The organism is Streptomyces sp. E11-3 (assembly GCF_046540415.1).
Taxonomy (GTDB): domain Bacteria; phylum Actinomycetota; class Actinomycetes; order Streptomycetales; family Streptomycetaceae; genus Streptomyces.
On sequence record NZ_JAZGRL010000002.1, the window covers coordinates 1,332,397 to 1,346,082 of the forward strand.

Annotated in this window: 28 protein-coding genes; 1 reads left to right on the forward strand and 27 read right to left on the reverse strand. The window is 70.6% G+C overall.

Features of this window, described 5'->3' with window-relative positions; genetic code table 11:
* Positions 1 to 20: 20 nt before the first annotated feature.
* The 7 genes from U9R90_RS25040 to U9R90_RS25070 form a co-directional block, all read right to left on the reverse strand.
* A complete protein-coding gene (locus U9R90_RS25040; RefSeq protein ID WP_411058919.1) occupies positions 21 to 377 on the reverse strand; it encodes an HNH endonuclease in 357 nt (118 codons plus the stop codon).
* 26 nt (positions 378 to 403) lie between these two features.
* Positions 404 to 877: a hypothetical protein gene (locus U9R90_RS25045; protein WP_411058920.1), complete on the reverse strand. Its 474-nt coding sequence runs from the start codon at positions 875 to 877 to the stop codon at positions 404 to 406.
* 267 nt (positions 878 to 1,144) lie between these two features.
* Entirely contained in the window at positions 1,145 to 1,483 is a 339-nt protein-coding gene (locus U9R90_RS25050) for a hypothetical protein (protein WP_411058921.1), read from the reverse strand.
* Positions 1,483 to 1,989 carry a hypothetical protein gene (locus tag U9R90_RS25055; protein ID WP_411058922.1) on the reverse strand — a complete coding sequence of 169 codons (507 nt, stop codon included), beginning with the start codon at positions 1,987 to 1,989 and terminating at the stop codon, positions 1,483 to 1,485. Before U9R90_RS25055 ends, U9R90_RS25050 begins: the two co-directional genes overlap by 1 nt.
* A gap of 9 nt (positions 1,990 to 1,998) precedes the next feature.
* On the reverse strand, positions 1,999 to 2,163 hold the full coding sequence (locus U9R90_RS25060) for a hypothetical protein (protein ID WP_411058923.1): 165 nt from the start codon (positions 2,161 to 2,163) through the stop codon (positions 1,999 to 2,001).
* Positions 2,163 to 3,032 carry a protein transporter Sec31 gene (locus tag U9R90_RS25065; protein WP_411058924.1) on the reverse strand — a complete coding sequence of 290 codons (870 nt, stop codon included), beginning with the start codon at positions 3,030 to 3,032 and terminating at the stop codon, positions 2,163 to 2,165. Before U9R90_RS25065 ends, U9R90_RS25060 begins: the two co-directional genes overlap by 1 nt.
* Positions 3,029 to 3,217, reverse strand: a complete 189-nt coding sequence (locus tag U9R90_RS25070) for a hypothetical protein (RefSeq protein ID WP_411058925.1) — start codon at positions 3,215 to 3,217, stop codon at positions 3,029 to 3,031. Before U9R90_RS25070 ends, U9R90_RS25065 begins: the two co-directional genes overlap by 4 nt.
* Before the next feature lie 176 nt (positions 3,218 to 3,393).
* On the opposite strand from U9R90_RS25070, the gene U9R90_RS25075 reads away from it, so the two are divergent.
* Positions 3,394 to 3,639, forward strand: coding sequence for a hypothetical protein (locus U9R90_RS25075; protein WP_411058926.1), 246 nt, complete (start codon positions 3,394 to 3,396; stop codon positions 3,637 to 3,639).
* A gap of 48 nt (positions 3,640 to 3,687) precedes the next feature.
* On the opposite strand, the gene U9R90_RS25080 is transcribed toward U9R90_RS25075, so the two are convergent.
* The 20 genes from U9R90_RS25080 to U9R90_RS25175 all read right to left on the reverse strand — a co-directional run bounded on the left by U9R90_RS25080 (position 3,688) and on the right by U9R90_RS25175 (position 13,484).
* Positions 3,688 to 4,383 (reverse strand): hypothetical protein, encoded by a 696-nt coding sequence (locus U9R90_RS25080; protein WP_411058927.1) that lies wholly within the window; start codon positions 4,381 to 4,383, stop codon positions 3,688 to 3,690.
* Positions 4,384 to 4,476: 93 nt separating this feature from the next.
* Entirely contained in the window at positions 4,477 to 4,671 is a 195-nt protein-coding gene (locus U9R90_RS25085) for a hypothetical protein (protein ID WP_411058928.1), read from the reverse strand.
* A complete protein-coding gene (locus U9R90_RS25090; protein ID WP_411058929.1) occupies positions 4,668 to 5,015 on the reverse strand; it encodes a hypothetical protein in 348 nt (115 codons plus the stop codon). The genes U9R90_RS25085 and U9R90_RS25090 overlap by 4 nt, the downstream gene beginning before the upstream one ends.
* Positions 5,016 to 5,103: 88 nt before the next feature.
* Entirely contained in the window at positions 5,104 to 5,544 is a 441-nt protein-coding gene (locus U9R90_RS25095) for a hypothetical protein (protein ID WP_411058930.1), read from the reverse strand.
* Positions 5,541 to 6,242, reverse strand: coding sequence for a hypothetical protein (locus tag U9R90_RS25100; RefSeq protein ID WP_411058931.1), 702 nt, complete (start codon positions 6,240 to 6,242; stop codon positions 5,541 to 5,543). Before U9R90_RS25100 ends, U9R90_RS25095 begins: the two co-directional genes overlap by 4 nt.
* Entirely contained in the window at positions 6,239 to 7,123 is an 885-nt protein-coding gene (locus U9R90_RS25105) for a hypothetical protein (RefSeq protein ID WP_411058932.1), read from the reverse strand. The genes U9R90_RS25100 and U9R90_RS25105 overlap by 4 nt, the downstream gene beginning before the upstream one ends.
* Before the next feature lie 82 nt (positions 7,124 to 7,205).
* Entirely contained in the window at positions 7,206 to 7,640 is a 435-nt protein-coding gene (locus U9R90_RS25110) for a hypothetical protein (protein WP_411058933.1), read from the reverse strand.
* A gap of 14 nt (positions 7,641 to 7,654) precedes the next feature.
* On the reverse strand, positions 7,655 to 7,867 hold the full coding sequence (locus U9R90_RS25115; protein WP_411058934.1) for a hypothetical protein: 213 nt from the start codon (positions 7,865 to 7,867) through the stop codon (positions 7,655 to 7,657).
* Positions 7,867 to 8,319 carry a WhiB family transcriptional regulator gene (locus tag U9R90_RS25120; protein ID WP_411058935.1) on the reverse strand — a complete coding sequence of 151 codons (453 nt, stop codon included), beginning with the start codon at positions 8,317 to 8,319 and terminating at the stop codon, positions 7,867 to 7,869. Before U9R90_RS25120 ends, U9R90_RS25115 begins: the two co-directional genes overlap by 1 nt.
* The gene (locus U9R90_RS25125; protein ID WP_411058936.1) at positions 8,319 to 8,864 is read right to left on the reverse strand and encodes a hypothetical protein; all 546 of its coding nucleotides are present in this window, start codon (positions 8,862 to 8,864) and stop codon (positions 8,319 to 8,321) included. The genes U9R90_RS25120 and U9R90_RS25125 overlap by 1 nt, the downstream gene beginning before the upstream one ends.
* Entirely contained in the window at positions 8,861 to 9,427 is a 567-nt protein-coding gene (locus U9R90_RS25130) for a RusA family crossover junction endodeoxyribonuclease (protein ID WP_411058937.1), read from the reverse strand. The genes U9R90_RS25125 and U9R90_RS25130 overlap by 4 nt, the downstream gene beginning before the upstream one ends.
* Positions 9,424 to 9,696 carry a hypothetical protein gene (locus tag U9R90_RS25135; protein ID WP_411058938.1) on the reverse strand — a complete coding sequence of 91 codons (273 nt, stop codon included), beginning with the start codon at positions 9,694 to 9,696 and terminating at the stop codon, positions 9,424 to 9,426. Before U9R90_RS25135 ends, U9R90_RS25130 begins: the two co-directional genes overlap by 4 nt.
* Positions 9,693 to 10,070 (reverse strand): hypothetical protein, encoded by a 378-nt coding sequence (locus tag U9R90_RS25140; protein ID WP_411058939.1) that lies wholly within the window; start codon positions 10,068 to 10,070, stop codon positions 9,693 to 9,695. Before U9R90_RS25140 ends, U9R90_RS25135 begins: the two co-directional genes overlap by 4 nt.
* A complete protein-coding gene (locus U9R90_RS25145) occupies positions 10,070 to 10,912 on the reverse strand; it encodes a hypothetical protein (protein ID WP_411058940.1) in 843 nt (280 codons plus the stop codon). The genes U9R90_RS25140 and U9R90_RS25145 overlap by 1 nt, the downstream gene beginning before the upstream one ends.
* On the reverse strand, positions 10,909 to 11,802 hold the full coding sequence (locus U9R90_RS25150; RefSeq protein ID WP_411058941.1) for a PD-(D/E)XK nuclease-like domain-containing protein: 894 nt from the start codon (positions 11,800 to 11,802) through the stop codon (positions 10,909 to 10,911). Before U9R90_RS25150 ends, U9R90_RS25145 begins: the two co-directional genes overlap by 4 nt.
* Complete coding sequence (locus U9R90_RS25155) at positions 11,799 to 12,062, reverse strand: hypothetical protein (protein WP_411058942.1); 264 nt, start codon at positions 12,060 to 12,062, stop codon at positions 11,799 to 11,801. The genes U9R90_RS25150 and U9R90_RS25155 overlap by 4 nt, the downstream gene beginning before the upstream one ends.
* Positions 12,062 to 12,532, reverse strand: coding sequence for a hypothetical protein (locus U9R90_RS25160; RefSeq protein WP_411058943.1), 471 nt, complete (start codon positions 12,530 to 12,532; stop codon positions 12,062 to 12,064). Before U9R90_RS25160 ends, U9R90_RS25155 begins: the two co-directional genes overlap by 1 nt.
* An 11-nt stretch (positions 12,533 to 12,543) precedes the next feature.
* A complete protein-coding gene (locus U9R90_RS25165) occupies positions 12,544 to 12,915 on the reverse strand; it encodes a hypothetical protein (RefSeq protein ID WP_411058944.1) in 372 nt (123 codons plus the stop codon).
* A gap of 84 nt (positions 12,916 to 12,999) precedes the next feature.
* On the reverse strand, positions 13,000 to 13,275 hold the full coding sequence (locus U9R90_RS25170) for a hypothetical protein (RefSeq protein ID WP_411058945.1): 276 nt from the start codon (positions 13,273 to 13,275) through the stop codon (positions 13,000 to 13,002).
* On the reverse strand, positions 13,272 to 13,484 hold the full coding sequence (locus U9R90_RS25175; protein ID WP_411058946.1) for a helix-turn-helix domain-containing protein: 213 nt from the start codon (positions 13,482 to 13,484) through the stop codon (positions 13,272 to 13,274). The genes U9R90_RS25170 and U9R90_RS25175 overlap by 4 nt, the downstream gene beginning before the upstream one ends.
* Positions 13,485 to 13,686: the final 202 nt, after the last annotated feature.

The window sequence follows — 13,686 nt, forward strand, 5'->3', positions numbered from 1 at the left end:
AGGGCTGGGGGTGCGTTGAGTCAGAAGGGAGGCGGGTCCCGCTCCGGCAGGATGCCGGGATGGCCGGTGGGCTTCGGCCGTCGCCTGGTTGGCAGCGGTCCGCGCGTGGCTCGGGCCTGCAGCGCGGTGCGCTTGCGGTGGTGATGGCCACACAGCGTGCGGAGGTTGTCGAGGGTGTGGTCCTCGGGGTCGCCGATGTGGTCGGCGTCGGTGCCAGGCTCGGGGCATCGCTGCCCGTCCTCAACCCAGGTGCACTGATGGCCGTCCCGGGTGAGGGTCTGGGCCCGGAGGGTCTTCCACCCCCGGGGGCGGGGTGTTGTGCGCCAGGCCCCGGGGGCTTCTTTCCAGTGGGTGCTGTCCGGGGAGGGGGGTGCCATCGTCGCCCCCGTCCTGTGTGTGCTGGCTACTGCTCGGTGGCGGCGAGGCTGTCGAGTTGGCGGTTGACCTTGTTCATGAAGTCGTCGCTGGAGGGGACGTCGTCGGTCCTCCAGCTGAGGACGAAGCGCCCTGCGGCGTGCTGCGGACGAGCGTCCGAGACAGAGCTCATGGTCTTGGCGCGTGCGGTGGCGGCCTTCGGGGTCTTCATCTCGTAGATGATCACTCGGTCGGTGTCGATGCGGCCGATCTCGGCGTTGGGGTGGTCCGACTTCTCGACTGTGGCTTCGCGCTGCTCGCCCAGGCTGTTGCCTTGGCTGAGCTTCTGCGCCACGCGCTGGACGCTGAGCTGGCTGCTATCGCTCGACTGCGCCGTACTGGACTGGCTGGCGCTGGGCTTGGCCTTCGCGTTGTCGCTGTTGTCGTCGGTTTCGGTGGAGCAGCCGACGAGGGCAAGTGCGAGCAGGCTGGTGGCAAGTGCGGTGGTGGCGCGGGTGCGCATGAGTCCCCTTGGGTGGTCCGGGCCGGAAGGGGAAGTCTGCTGGGTGATCACGCGCGGTGTGTGGGGTGTTGCTGGTCTGTGACACACGTAAGCCCCGCGCGGTGGCGGGGCTTCTGTGCCCGGGCACGCCGGACTTGGGGCCAAGGATGCACGATCTTGGGGCCGTGCTGCAAGTGAGGTGGTGTGGTCAGTGGCCGCAGTGGGGTTTGGTCCACCAGCCGCAGTGGGCGCAGTACTCGGGGCCGAGGCCTGTGAGGAGGCGTCGAATCATGGGTTGTTCACCTCCTCCTCACGGACTGGGTGGAGGATGCACATAACCCCTTCTGGGCTCTGGACCACTCTCGCGATGTCGCCGGTCTCACCTGCGTAGACGTCGCCGGAAGGGACAACCCCTCTCGGTGGGGGAGTGGCGGACGAATCGGACATGCGGCGGCGCACGGTCCACCACAGGACCGCCGTACTGACGCTCCACACCGCGAGCACCCCGGCCACGTACGACAGAGCGAACACGATCGTGAACGCCACCCCCGTCAGCAGGGCAAGCACGCACCCGCCCGCTAGGCGGCTCGGTTCCGGGCCCTCGGCGGGCTGCTTCTCCGCGGCCATCACAGCGCCCCGTAGACGTGCTCGCCGAGCCAGTTGACGGCGATGGCGAGGGGGACGGCCGCGAATCCGGCGACGCCCGCGCTCGTGCCGAGGCAGATGCCGCACCAGGCGCCGAGCTTGATGTCGCTGCCGTACCGGGACTTCTTCACAGCGGCGATCAAGGCGACGGTGAGGATCAGCACGACGGCGCCGCCGGTCTGGGTGAGCGGGAGGTAGCCGGTGCCGCTGGCGGACTGTCCGGCTGTGCCACCGACGCCCCAGACAAGGGCGGCGTCGCCGAGCCAGTTGGAGATCCACAGAACGCCGTCTGCGATCCAGCCGATGGCGCCGCCGACGGTGAGGCTGGCGAGGACGCCGTACGCCCAGGCGATCAGGAAGGGCAGCAGGCGGCCGAGTTGACGCAGTGGGTCCTTGCGGAGGGTTTTCAGGCCGGGCCACCAGCTGACGAGGTGGTAGATCAGGATGCAGATGCCGACAGTGACACCGCCGATGGTCACGTACGTCACGGTGGGGTCCTAGCGGAGGACGGCCACGACGTAGGCCGTGGCGGCGGTCATGAGGGCGACGGTGCGCACGGCGGGGAGTACGTACCGCCCCGGGGCGTGGGTGGGCGCGAGGGCGACCAGGGCGGCTGCGGCGAGCATCGCGAGCATGGGGAAGACGATCAGGGCGATGAGCATTAGGCGCTCCTGCGGAGGCCGCGGAGGTAGCGCTCGACGGTGGAGAGCTTGGCGTCCGGGTCGGCGACTTGGCGGACGTAGCGGAGGACGGCGTCCTCGTCCCGGATTCCGGAGTCCACGGCGTTCCGGACGGCATCCCGAGTGGTCATCGTGCCGGGGCGGATCGGGTGGACTTCTGCGTCCGGGTGTTCCGGATTACTGTCCGGATCGTCCGTGACCTGTCCGGATGGCTCCGGATTGGTGTCCGGACTGGTGCCGAGGGCGAGCGCCTCGGCGCTCACGAGGCCCCGAGCCCGGGTCAGCTCGCGGTTGATGGAGACCATGGCCAGTTCTCCACCGGCCTCGGCGCGCTGCTTGTCGACCCACTGTTGCGTCTTGTCGTCCAGGGGCTTGGCGTGGTGGCGCAGGACGACGGTCCATAGGGCCTTGACGATGCCGGAGACGACGGCGCCGATGATGCCGATGGCTTCCTGTCCGGCGAGCCAGCCGTGCGTACCGACGGCGACCATGGCGACGGCGAGCGCGCCGTGGCCCATGTTGCGGGGCAGCGCGGCGCGGGCGGGGTCGTAACGGGCCAGCCACTCGACGGCCATGCACAGAATCCAGGCGAGGTCGAAGGCGACCGCGGCGGCGTACGCGGCGGGGGCGATGGTGACGCGGGAGAGGAGGTCGCCGATGGACGCGGTGGACCAGACGACGGCGATGGCAACGAGCAGCCCAGCCACGGCGGTGACGGCGGTGAGGACGGTGCGGTCCCAGTCCCGGGGTGGTACGGGGACCTCGACGGTGTAGCGGTCGAGGACCATCTCGGTCTTGCCGTTGACGGTGTGGGGTACGAGGCGGCTGCGCTGGACGGGGCGGGTCTTCACCGGGCACCCCCAGCGTCCTCGGCTGCGCGGGCGATCAGGAACGCGTCGTCGCGGCTGTCCTGTGCCGCGCGTCGCTCCTGAGCCTCGGCGTAGTCGGCGGCGGCTTCGGCCTGGAGGAGGCGGACGCGGGCTGTCTCGTCGGGGTCCTCGGCGGGGCCGTTAGATGCGATGATGCGGTTAGCCATAGGGAGCTCACGTCTCCTGAGGTGAGAGCCCCGTTCGGTGTTACAGCACCTGCGGGGCTCGTTCGTTTGGTGTCCGGACTCGATCCGGATGATGAGAGGGGTACCCCTCTTTCGAGAAGGGTACCCCTCTCAGGCTCGTTTGGGGGGCCTTACTGTCCGGACAGGAGGTGCGGATCATGGCGGGCGAGGTCGAGGCGGTACGCGAGGCAATCCGGGCGCTGGAGGGCATCAGCGACCCGAGCGCCCGCGCGAAGGCCACAACGGAGCTGCTGAGGGAGTGGCCGGACCTCCACAGGGAGCTTCGGGAGGTCCGGCAGCACGCGGTCCAGACGTGGCACGAGCAGGGCGCCACGTTCGACGAGATCGGACCCCAGCTCGGTACCTCGGGGTACCGGGCCTCTCAGATCAGCCGCGGCAAGTAGCACCCCATCCGGATCGGTCCGGATTTCGTCCGGACCGATCCGGATCGGCTACGCCGCGGCGGCGTCTCGCTGGCCCCATGTGGTGCCGCATCCGGTGCAGTGGGCGACGGGCGGGGCTCCGGAGCCGCCGTGCATTTCGATGACGCCCTGGCAGTCGGGGCACGGGTCGGCGAGCGGGGCTCTGCACGCGGCGAGGTCGAGGGCGCGTTCGACCCGCTCGGCGGCGCCCTGGGCGACGCGGGCGATGTGTCGGTGCTGCTCCTCGTCCAGCGGCCGGAACGGGCCCCCAGCACCCTGTACACGAGCGAGGAGCCATGCTGCGGCGTACGGAGCAGTGCGCGTCCCGACGTATCGCCAGCGACGCCGGTCGGTGGCGTCCTCGCGGGCGAGCTGGTCGCGGCGCGCGCGGTCGGTGGCCGGCCACCAGCGCGGCGCCAGGGGCATGGGCGAGCGCTGCACCACGGCAGCGGTGACGTCGGCGCACTCGACCAGGGCGGCCTCGATGGCGCGCATGGCGTCGGCGGTGTCGATGTGGATGGGTGCGGCGGTCCAGCCGATCTGATCCGGTGAGCGCTCGAGGACACGGAGGGCGGCAGCGTGGTCGGCGCGATCTTGGTCGTCGATGAGGCGGGCGATGCCCATGGTGGGCGGCCAGGTGGGGTGTTGGCGTGCTCCGACGGCGTCGGCGAGGTCGGGCCAGTGGCGGATGCAGGTCAGCAGGTGGCGGGCGGTGTCGGTGGTCATCGTCGGCTCCTGTGGCGGTGGGCGTACCGTGATCTCCACCTGGGGGCGTGCGTCGGTCCGGCCAGACGTGTGGCGCGCGCCCCTTCGTCATACTCAGGCGCGGGTATCTGGGGTGAGTGGCTGCTTGCGTGTGGCGCGTGCGAGGGCGCGGCGGGTGGCTCGGTTGGGTGGTGTGGGGTCGGGGGTGTCGTCGTCGACGAGCTGCTCGGTGCGGACGAGGACGCGGTCCCAGGTGTTGCCGGGCCGGGGCGTGTGCTCCGGCCGGGGGCTGGATGACGGGCCGGTCATGCGGCGTCGCTCCTGGGCTGCTGGACGGGACAGGTGGGGTCGTGGTCGGTGCCGAGTGCGGTCCACCAGCGTTCGCAGCACGCGTTGTCGAGGTCGCGTACGGCGTCGTCCAGGAGCGCGGCCTGGTCCTCGGCCTCGGCGGCGGGGGCGTGGTGGCGTGCGGCGTACGCGCGGTCGCCTGCGTCCATCTCGCGGATGACGGCGATGACGGACATGAGGCTGGCCGCGGCGAAGAGGATCGCGGCCCAGGCGGCGCCGTAGCGGGCGGTGGTGATGGTGCAGTAGGCGAGCCAGACGAGTGCGGCGCTGTGGAGGCTGCATAGGGCGCGGGCGAGGCGTGTCAACGGGGCCTCCGGGGTGGGAAGTCGAGCCAGTGGGCGAGTGGGAGGCCTGTGGTGATGACGACGAGGGCGACGTACGCGACTACGGCGGTCATGTGGCGGCCCCGAACAGGTCGAGCTGCTCGCCGCCGACGAGCACCAGGGACTGGTCCGGGGCCGAGGCAGGGGCGGGCTCAGCATCGGGCCGGTGGCAGTCGCAGGTGCACAGCTCCCGGCACGGGTGCCCGGCGAGCCATACCCACGCGAGGCCGGTGTGGTTGTACGCGTCACGGCGGCCGTTGTGTCCGGCGGGAGGACGGTGCTGGTGCGGCTCGGGGAACTGGGCGGCGCGGCGTGTGCTGGTCTGTACGACGGTCTCGCGGACCGGGTGGGCGTCGTGGTCGCACCTGCTGTGCGCGCCCGCCTGGCAGGGCAGCGACGGCGGTTGCTGGCAGGCGCAGTGTTCGAACGTGCCGGGGATCTCCTGGTAGGCGCTCAGCCACGAGGTGGGCCACACGTTCTCGCGGACCCAGGCGGCTTGGTCGGGGGTCACGACGCGGCTCCGTCCTGCTGCGCCTTGGCGGTGCGCCGGTCGATGGCCTGGATGTAGTTCGTGGCGACGGCGGCGACTTGGACCAGCTCGGCGCGCAGCCGGGCCGGGTCGGACTCAGCGAGGGCCTCATAGACCTCCTCGAGGAGGACGCCGTCCCACGCCGTGTGCGTGTGCGGCTCTTCAGAGCACCCCGAGCAGCGGCCCGCAGTGACGGTGGGCGTGGCCCGCTCCGTGTTGATCTCCTGCCAGCGGGTGGCGCGGAAGGCGTACTCGTTGCGAGTGACGATGCCGATGTCGCGGCGGTCGAGGTCGGGGTGGCTCTGCTCGCCCCACTTCGCGTCCTGGCGGGCGCGCTCGGCGGCGATCTCGGCGAGCACCTGGGAGAGGTGGTTGGTGGGCTGCTCCTCGTCGGCCATGCGGCGCAGCCGGTGGGCGAGTCCTGTGGCGATGTCGAGGGATCGGGCGCGGGCGTTCGGGTGGAAGTCGATCCCGGCGATCTCGTCGGCGGCCTCGCGCAGTACGGCGGCTCGGTGTTCAGCGCGCTCCTGAGCCTTCAACTCGCGCACCTTCGCCTCGATTGGGGCGAGGAGCGCCGCGGCGCGGTCGGTGGCGGTGCGCTCTTGGTCTGCGAGGTGTGTGCGTACGGCGGCGGTCTCGGCGAGGAACACCTTGCGGGCGAGGCCGTTGGGGTCGGTCATCGGGTGGTCCTGTCTGCGGGTGGTGGGCAGTGGGCGTGGGTGGTGCGGCCGGGTCTGGGGATCATGCGTTCGTGGCAGTGGGCGCAGCGGGTGAAGTCGGCGAGCGGCGGTGGCTCGGCGTCGGCGGGCGCGGGTTCGGTGTCGGCCGGTGGGGTGTGGGGTTGTTCTTGGGGAGAGTCGATCTTTGGGAGTTCGGGAGCCCCACCTACCTGAGGTTGAGAACCGACCTCGGCCACCTCTTGGGAGATCTCTTGGGTACTCCCTGGGTTGTTCGGGGGGCGGTCCCCCGAACCGTTCGGGGGTCGGTCCCCCGAACTCAATCGGGGGTCGGTCCCCCGAACTTCCTCGGCCGTACCGCCGGTAAGTTCCGGGGTCGGTCCCCCGAACTCTGAGTCGGCAAGTTCAGGGGACCGACCCCCGAACTTTTCGCCGTCCTCCACGTCCCATGGAGCGGCCTTACGGTCGGCCCGCTTCTGCTTCGCCGCCTCCCGCTTCTGCTTCACGTCGTCGAGGAAGGCCACCGCGGCAGCCCAGTTCGGACAGGGCGAGACGGCGAGCGAGTACAGGGTCGACTTGCCGCGGCGACGCTCGCCCTTGACCACGACGACCCCGGCGACGATGGCGGCCTCCATACGGTCACGGGCGTCCTTCTCATCGGCGCCAGCGGCCTTGGCGATGTCCTGGATACGAATCGGCTTGTGGTCGCCGTGGAACCGCAGCTCGCCGTTCGCGTTGGCCATCGAGCGCAGGGCGTAGAGCAGGGTGAGCACGCCGGGCTTGAGGGCCCTGGGCATCTCGCGCGACCACTTCCACGCGATGGCGTTCCCGTACGCGTGCGGGACGCTGCCGCTGGCTTTGGTGGCCTGCTCGTCAGTGCTCAACTGGCTCTTTCCTCAGTGATGTTGCGGAACCGATACGGCAAGATCCCGGGCGGGAGGTCCGCGAGGGACCGCCCCAGACCGGCTATTCGCGGGCGTGTGTGAGAGCGCTGTTCGCGAGGCTGGCAGCGGTGGCCAGGAGCTGGGCCACCGAGGACACGTACTCCTCGTCGCTGGACTCCAGCGCGGCTCTGAAGAGGGCGATGGCCGTGTCCTTGTCGTCGTTGGCGTAGGCGACGATGAAGCGGGTGGCGAACACCTCGGCGGGGTCGGCCTTGGCCGGGTCGAGGATCGTCATGCCCCAGGAGTCGCCGTTGGCAGTGCTCGGGGCCTTGGCGCCGTAGAACTTGATCAGGGCGCGCTTGCCGACTTCGGCGAAGGCGCAGCACGAGCCGTACACGTCGTGCCAGGTGCCGTTCTGGCCGATCTCCAGCATCGCGGTGGTGGCGCCCTCGGAATCGCCCTCCAGCGCGTGGCCGATGGCCTGCATGGTCAGGTCGTACAGACGGGCGTGGTCCATCACAGGTATCCGATCTATGCGCGGGACGGGCATGCGGCCCGGTGGATGCGGTGGATGGTGCTGACGAACGCGGCGACGGCGTCGCCGGAGGCGGACTCGATGTCGCCGCAGCGACCGCATCGGTAGTCCGCGGTCGGGAAGCGGGCCCACCTGGCGGCCTTGGTGTTCCACTGGCCCATGTCGACGTGCAGGCCGGGAAGGGTGGCAGGCGGCCATAGCGCGGCCATCACGCCGCGGCCTTGCGGGAAGCGCGGGTGCTCCGGGCGGCCAGGTACTCGTCGTACGCGGCCTGGCACGCGTCATCGACCGGCTCGCGCTTGCGCTTGTGCCGCTCGTACGCACCTCGGGTACCGCACGGGGCCAGGGGTTTCCCGCCGTACCGCGGTACGTTCTTGCGCTTCTCGGACCGAGCGCGGACGTCAGGGTCGAGGCGGGCGCGCTGCTTCGGGTCGAGGCCGCCCCAGACTCCGAACCGGAAGTCGTGGGCCAGGCCGGACTCCAGCCGCATGGCCTGGTCGAGGCACTGTTGCCGGACCGGGCACGACCCGCAGACCCTGCGGGCGATGTCGACCAGGCCGCCCGCCCCGAAGAAGATCTTGGCGTCGCCGCGGCAGGCGGCGCGGGCGTGCCACTCGTACCGGCCGAGCAGCGTGTCCGGGGCGTAATGCGAGGCGGTCATCAGGCATGCACCGCCTTGAGCTGCCGCTTGCACTCACCGCAGTACGCACGACCGTCGCTCTCGTACAGCCCGTGCACACTCTGATCGTGGCCACGGCAGCACAGCTCCGGACGGGCGCGGCCGCCGGTGAGGTAGCGGAGCTGCTCGCGGGTGCGCGCACGCCCCGGCTGGTCATCGACGTGGTCCGGGGCGACGCAGTGGTTCAGGCCGCACTCGGCGAACGCGTAGCCCTCAGGCTCTCGGCCGTGCCTGATGCGGAAGGCGATGGCCGCGGGGCTGTAGGACTCCTCCTTGTACCGCATGACGGGGGTGCCAGCCGAGGCGCCTCGTTCCCCAGTCCATCGCAGGTGTCCGCCCTTGACCGGCTGAGTGTTCGCGGCCCATTTCTGTTCCAGCGTGAGGGGCTGGCGGGTGGCGTTGGGCAGGCCGAGTTCACGTCGGATGTTGGCGACTCGGTGCTTGTCGACGCGCAGGCGGCGGGTGATTTCGGCGTTGCTGTGTCCTTCGCGGAGGAGCTCCACGATGTCCGTGCGGGTGGCGTTCATCGGCGGGTCACCGCCTCGCGGTCGGGCCACTGGCAGCCCACCAGCGCCGTGAGCGGCCAGACGCGGATCACGCAGCCCGGCACCGCGAGGACATCCGCCGTTCCCGTGCCCGCGTACCACTTCCCGAGTCGCATGTACTCGACGACCCGCGCGTCGTCCTTCCACACGACGCCGGTCAGCGCGTCCTCCGTGGAGCGGGCCAGCTTCGACAGGTCGGGCATCCCAGCCGGACGCGAAGGTGCCGCGTCCCGTAGAAGGTGCGCGTTTCGGCCGGTGCGGTAGTGGCCTTTGGGCCGGTCGAAGGTGAACGTCATCGCGACGGCGAGCGGGCCGTCCAGGACCGTCCAGTCCGGCAGTGCGCCGGTGACGTCGAGGGCGGCATGCTTGACGTCCTGCCGCCAAGGCTTGACCTTCTTCGACGACTCGACCATGACGCCCTTGCCGACGTGACGCTTCGAGCCCTGCGGGGCGGGCAGGCCGACGACGGTGATGGTGATGGCAGGTTTGGGCCGGGGCCCGGCCGCCAGGGTGGCGGCCGGAACCTCGGGAGCTGGGGCGTTCACTGGGCGCCTCCGTCGGCAGGAGGCGTGACGGCCAGGCATTCGCCGCAGGTCCAGCCGTCCTTGTGCAGCACCCCGGCGGTCGCTCGGCCGCAGGGCCGGCAGTCGTCCCATGCCTGGACGAGGACGCCGTGGATGGGCGGCTCGGGGAAGTACGGGGGCGGGCCGAGGAGGTCGTCGAGCGGCACCTGGATGCGCTCCGGCTGGGGTGCCGAGCGGTGGCGGCCGGGGCCGGGGCGGACGAGCTGGCGCAGGGTGTCGAGCGGGCTCACGAGATCACCTCGCCCGGCTCGCCAACCTCGTCCATCTCGGGTACGGCGACGCCCATCATCTTCAGGGCCGCGTCCGTGTAGCCGAGGCTGCCGAGCAACTGGTCGGAGAGGTGGTCGGCCACGCGCTGCTGCCCGGCGAGCTCGTACCGGTAGCGGGCGCACGCGACGACCAGGCGGCGGATGCGCCGCTCGTACCGGCCGCGGGCCGCGTCGTCGAGCTCGGTGGTCCTCAGCTTGGCGCCATGTCGCTGTGCCATGCGGGCCAGGTTGTTGACCGCAGCGACGCGCTGCTTGTGCTCCTCGGCGCGCTGCTCAACCAGCCTCTCGACACGGGCCTCCAGCGCGCGGATACGGCGGGATCGGATGCCGAACATCAGGCATTCCCCGATCCGGCGTCAGCGGTGGGCGCCTGGTCGGCCTGCTGCTGGATCTCCTCGACCGTGACCCGCGACGGCGGGAACTCCTCGTCCGCCGTAACCTCGCCACGGGTGATGGACTGGAACGCGATCTGCAGCTGGGCGACGTCGTGGTCCGTCCACTTCCCGGACGGGCGGCCGAGCTTGGTCTCGATCCGGTCCTGCGTGATCCCGAGGCCCTCGAACGCCCGGATGGCGTCGGCGATCCGCTGGGGAAGCGGCTTCCCGCCGCCGTCGCGGATCGTCTTGTTGCACAGCTCTTTGGCCTCTTCCACGAACCACGGGGGGAGGATCGCGAAGATCGCCTCACGTACGCGGCGGGCGCCGTTGTTGGCGTTGTTCTCGTAGATGTCCCGCATGTCGGTGAGCTGCTTCGGGCCGCCCTTCTGGTCCCGCTTGTGCGGGACGATGAACGTCGAGCTGGTGCGGGAGTTCTTCTCGACGTCCCAGGCGAACGCCTGCATCTCGGACTGCCCGAACTCGTCGTCGCGGCGCAGCTCGGTCAGACCGTACTGGACGTTGCCCCAGCAGCGGGCCAGCTCACGGGCGAGGTGCACGGAGGCGCCGGTGATGTTCCCGGAGCCGCGGTTGTAGCGGAAGAACGCGCGCTCGGCGAGGAACGGCTGAGCGCAGGACTGGCGCATCTCGGCAATGGCGGCGTTGATGTCGCGCGGCACCTGCTGCGCGACGACGATCGCGGCCTGGACCTCGGCGACCGCGCGGGACTGCTCAACCGCGGTGCCCTGCCCGACCCGCGCGGGTACGGCAGCCGCATTGATGCGTTCGACAGGCTGGTTCACAGGTACTCCTCGGTGTCACGGATCTCGGCCCACGCGGGCAGGGAGAGGTAGGCGAGTTCGTCGCTGTAGCCAGGCCAGCGGCCGGTCGCGGTGCACTCGGCGTAGATGTCCAGGGCGCGGCGGTTGCGGGCCGCGCCGATCCGCATCGCGGCCGCGTCCAGCTCGACGACGCTCACCAGGTGCGGCGCGGTCTTCTCCTGGCAGACGAAGACGAACGCCGCGCTGTCGTCGGCTAGGCCGAGAGCCTTGGCGCCGGAGCGGTACCAGTCCGCCTGCTGGTGGTAGCCGTACTCCTCAACGGCCTTGGCCAGCGCGCTCGGTGCAGCGGAGCGACACGTCTTGTAGTCCGGGATGATCAGCCGCCCCGACCGGGCATCGGGCAGCCAGTCGAAGCGGGCTCGCCGCATGACACCGGTCGGCCGGTCGCGCCAGAACAGGGACTGCTCCGGACGGCCGCGCGCCGGATCGAACAGCACGGCCGCGACGGGATGCTGACGCAGGGCGTCGGCCATCGCGTGGACCTGCTCGTACTCGGCGGGCTTCAACGGGACGCCGCCCTCGGCGCGGACGGCGGCGACCTCCTCCTTCACAGCCTTCGAGCGCCACTCATCGGCGTCGATCCGTACGAGGTCGGGGCCGTCGCCGAGCACCAGGCGGTGGGCAGCATGCCCGAGGTCGAACGTCTTCTTCGGCTCGGCCGGGTTGTCCTGCTCGTGCCGGAACAGCGCCGGGCAGCCGGTCGGCGGGAGCAGGCGGCGGGCGCCGCTGGAGGAGAGAGAGACGCGGTCGGCGTGGTACTCCTCCGCGGTCATGTCGTAGATGCCAGGCTCGGTGATGCCACCGGCCACGGCGGCCGGGGCCGAAGCCCCGGCCAGCGCGGTATTCGTCACGCGGCACCGCCCTTGGGCTGGGGCTTGACCCCGGCCGCGCTATACCAGGCCGCGAACTCCGGCGAGCCCATGCCTGGCTCGGAGCCGTCGACAGCGGCCTGCATGGCGGTCGCTGCGGCCAAGGCGAGCGTCGCGTGCACCTGCGCCTCAGCAGCAAGCGCGGCACCGACGACCGGGTCCCCGCCGTCCCCGTACGTGAAGTGGTGAGCGCGTTCGGCGAGCCACTCGGCCTCGCGATAGTGGTGCGGTCCGGTCGCCATCAGGCACCGCCCGTCTCGGGCAGGTCACGCCCGACGCGGTAGTCGTGGTGCAGTGGCGAGTCATGCGGGTCCTCTACGGCGTTGCGCTGCCCGCTGAGGAGCGCCCGCAGCTTTCGCACCTGCGGCGTCACGTCCTCGTCCGAGGCGGGCCACCCGAAGTGGCCTCCTGCGCCATCGGCCATGCCGTGGTCGCCGTCGTGCCCTGCCAGTTGGTCGCAGCGGCGGCCGTACGGGCTCTTGTTCCGGCAGAACCCCGCAGTCGCCGAGGCACGCTCGATCAGCGCGTACGCGATCGGGTCCTCATCCACCGGCCGCTCGTACTCGGCGATCCGGGCCTCCAGCTCGGCCAGCCGCTGCGCCGTATCCGGCGCCTGGAGCAGCTGCGCAGACTCCAGCGCCATAGCGATCCCGGCCGGGGTGACCGTGCCGTTCTTCTGCGCGCGGCAGATCACATCTGCTGCCGCGTTCACCAGCCGCGCGTTCACTCGGCCACCGCCTGCGCGGCCTCGACGACGGCGGGGGACAGGGCCAGTCCGTAGCCGGTCAGCTCCACGGGGACGCCGTCGAAGACGCCGTTGGCCGCGAGCCAGACGGTGCCCTCGAAGCTCTTCAAGACGACGGTGTCCGGGGCGATCTGGAGCGCCGTACGCCAGGCCTCGAAGCCTTCGGGGGACTGAAGCTGAAGGGGCAAGTGTGGAGCGCCGACGGAGTAGAGGGACACGTGCGGGCTCGGCAGATCGCCGAACGTCTCGACCAGGGCGCTCAGCGCGTGCACGGCGGGCGCCTGCTCGCCGAGCGTCCGGGGCTTCGGCGCGCTGACCTGCGCGGCCAGATGAGTAGTCTTTGTGATCACGGTGCCTCTTCTTTCTGAGTGGTTGAGGTGCCGAGGGGTCGCGCCGGTGCCAGCCGGTTAGCGGCCCCGATTTCGTGTGGCTCTTCAGACGGCGCGGGCTTGCGGCTTGCCCTTGTCGAAGGGGCGAACGGCGAACTGCGCCGAGATCTCGCGCACGTCGGTGGCCGTGAAGGTGACGCGTCGGCCGAGGCGGTTGTGAGGGATGCGGCGCTCGTACGCCCACTCACGGAGCATTCGTGCCGTGGTGGGGAGCCGGATCTGGCCATCCGGGTCGACCAGCTCCTCGGGCGTGTAGTGCCGGAGCGAGTCGTCGTTCAGGGAAGCGGTCGGGGGGCGCTCTTTGGTCGCGGTGACAGTCACGCGTGGTCCTTCCTGGGATCGATCACGTCAGGCGGCACCCGCAGTGCGGCCGCGATGCGCTCGACCTTGTCGGGCGATGGCTTGCTGACTAGGCCTCGTTCGAGGCGGGACAGATAGCCGCGGTCCAGGCCGGTGCTGGCCGCGAGGCTTCTTAGCCCTAGGTTCTGGGCCTCTCTGATGGCGCGTACTGCGGGGCCGTTCCAAGTCACACCTAGAAACTAGGGGTCAAGGTCTCACTTGGCAAGCATTCCACCAACACTTTGGGCACAGTTTCTATGGGTTCACGTTCCGAGGGGGCGCGCAGGGGGCGCACTTCTGCAACCCGAACACCTCGAATTTGCGCCTACTTACCAGGTGGCGTGCCCGAATCCCGCCTACGTGGTTGCACGGGAGTGCGGCATGATGTGGAGA

What these genes read in the sequence shown, in the direction of transcription:
- U9R90_RS25080 (WP_411058927.1), bottom strand. Translation starts at nt 4,383, where the DNA reads ATGACCACCGACACCGCCCGCCACCTGCTGACCTGCATCCGCCACTGG.
- U9R90_RS25075 (WP_411058926.1), top strand. Translation starts at nt 3,394, where the DNA reads ATGGCGGGCGAGGTCGAGGCGGTACGCGAGGCAATCCGGGCGCTGGAG.
- U9R90_RS25140 (WP_411058939.1), bottom strand. Translation starts at nt 10,070, where the DNA reads ATGTTCGGCATCCGATCCCGCCGTATCCGCGCGCTGGAGGCCCGTGTC.
- U9R90_RS25100 (WP_411058931.1), bottom strand. Translation starts at nt 6,242, where the DNA reads ATGACCGACCCCAACGGCCTCGCCCGCAAGGTGTTCCTCGCCGAGACC.
- U9R90_RS25120 (WP_411058935.1), bottom strand. Translation starts at nt 8,319, where the DNA reads ATGACCGCCTCGCATTACGCCCCGGACACGCTGCTCGGCCGGTACGAG.
- U9R90_RS25085 (WP_411058928.1), bottom strand. Translation starts at nt 4,671, where the DNA reads ATGACCGGCCCGTCATCCAGCCCCCGGCCGGAGCACACGCCCCGGCCC.
- U9R90_RS25045 (WP_411058920.1), bottom strand. Translation starts at nt 877, where the DNA reads ATGCGCACCCGCGCCACCACCGCACTTGCCACCAGCCTGCTCGCACTT.
- U9R90_RS25115 (WP_411058934.1), bottom strand. Translation starts at nt 7,867, where the DNA reads ATGGCCGCGCTATGGCCGCCTGCCACCCTTCCCGGCCTGCACGTCGAC.
- U9R90_RS25040 (WP_411058919.1), bottom strand. Translation starts at nt 377, where the DNA reads ATGGCACCCCCCTCCCCGGACAGCACCCACTGGAAAGAAGCCCCCGGG.
- U9R90_RS25070 (WP_411058925.1), bottom strand. Translation starts at nt 3,217, where the DNA reads ATGGCTAACCGCATCATCGCATCTAACGGCCCCGCCGAGGACCCCGAC.
- U9R90_RS25050 (WP_411058921.1), bottom strand. Translation starts at nt 1,483, where the DNA reads ATGGCCGCGGAGAAGCAGCCCGCCGAGGGCCCGGAACCGAGCCGCCTA.
- U9R90_RS25155 (WP_411058942.1), bottom strand. Translation starts at nt 12,062, where the DNA reads ATGGCGACCGGACCGCACCACTATCGCGAGGCCGAGTGGCTCGCCGAA.
- U9R90_RS25125 (WP_411058936.1), bottom strand. Translation starts at nt 8,864, where the DNA reads ATGAACGCCACCCGCACGGACATCGTGGAGCTCCTCCGCGAAGGACAC.
- U9R90_RS25110 (WP_411058933.1), bottom strand. Translation starts at nt 7,640, where the DNA reads ATGGACCACGCCCGTCTGTACGACCTGACCATGCAGGCCATCGGCCAC.
- U9R90_RS25060 (WP_411058923.1), bottom strand. Translation starts at nt 2,163, where the DNA reads ATGCTCATCGCCCTGATCGTCTTCCCCATGCTCGCGATGCTCGCCGCA.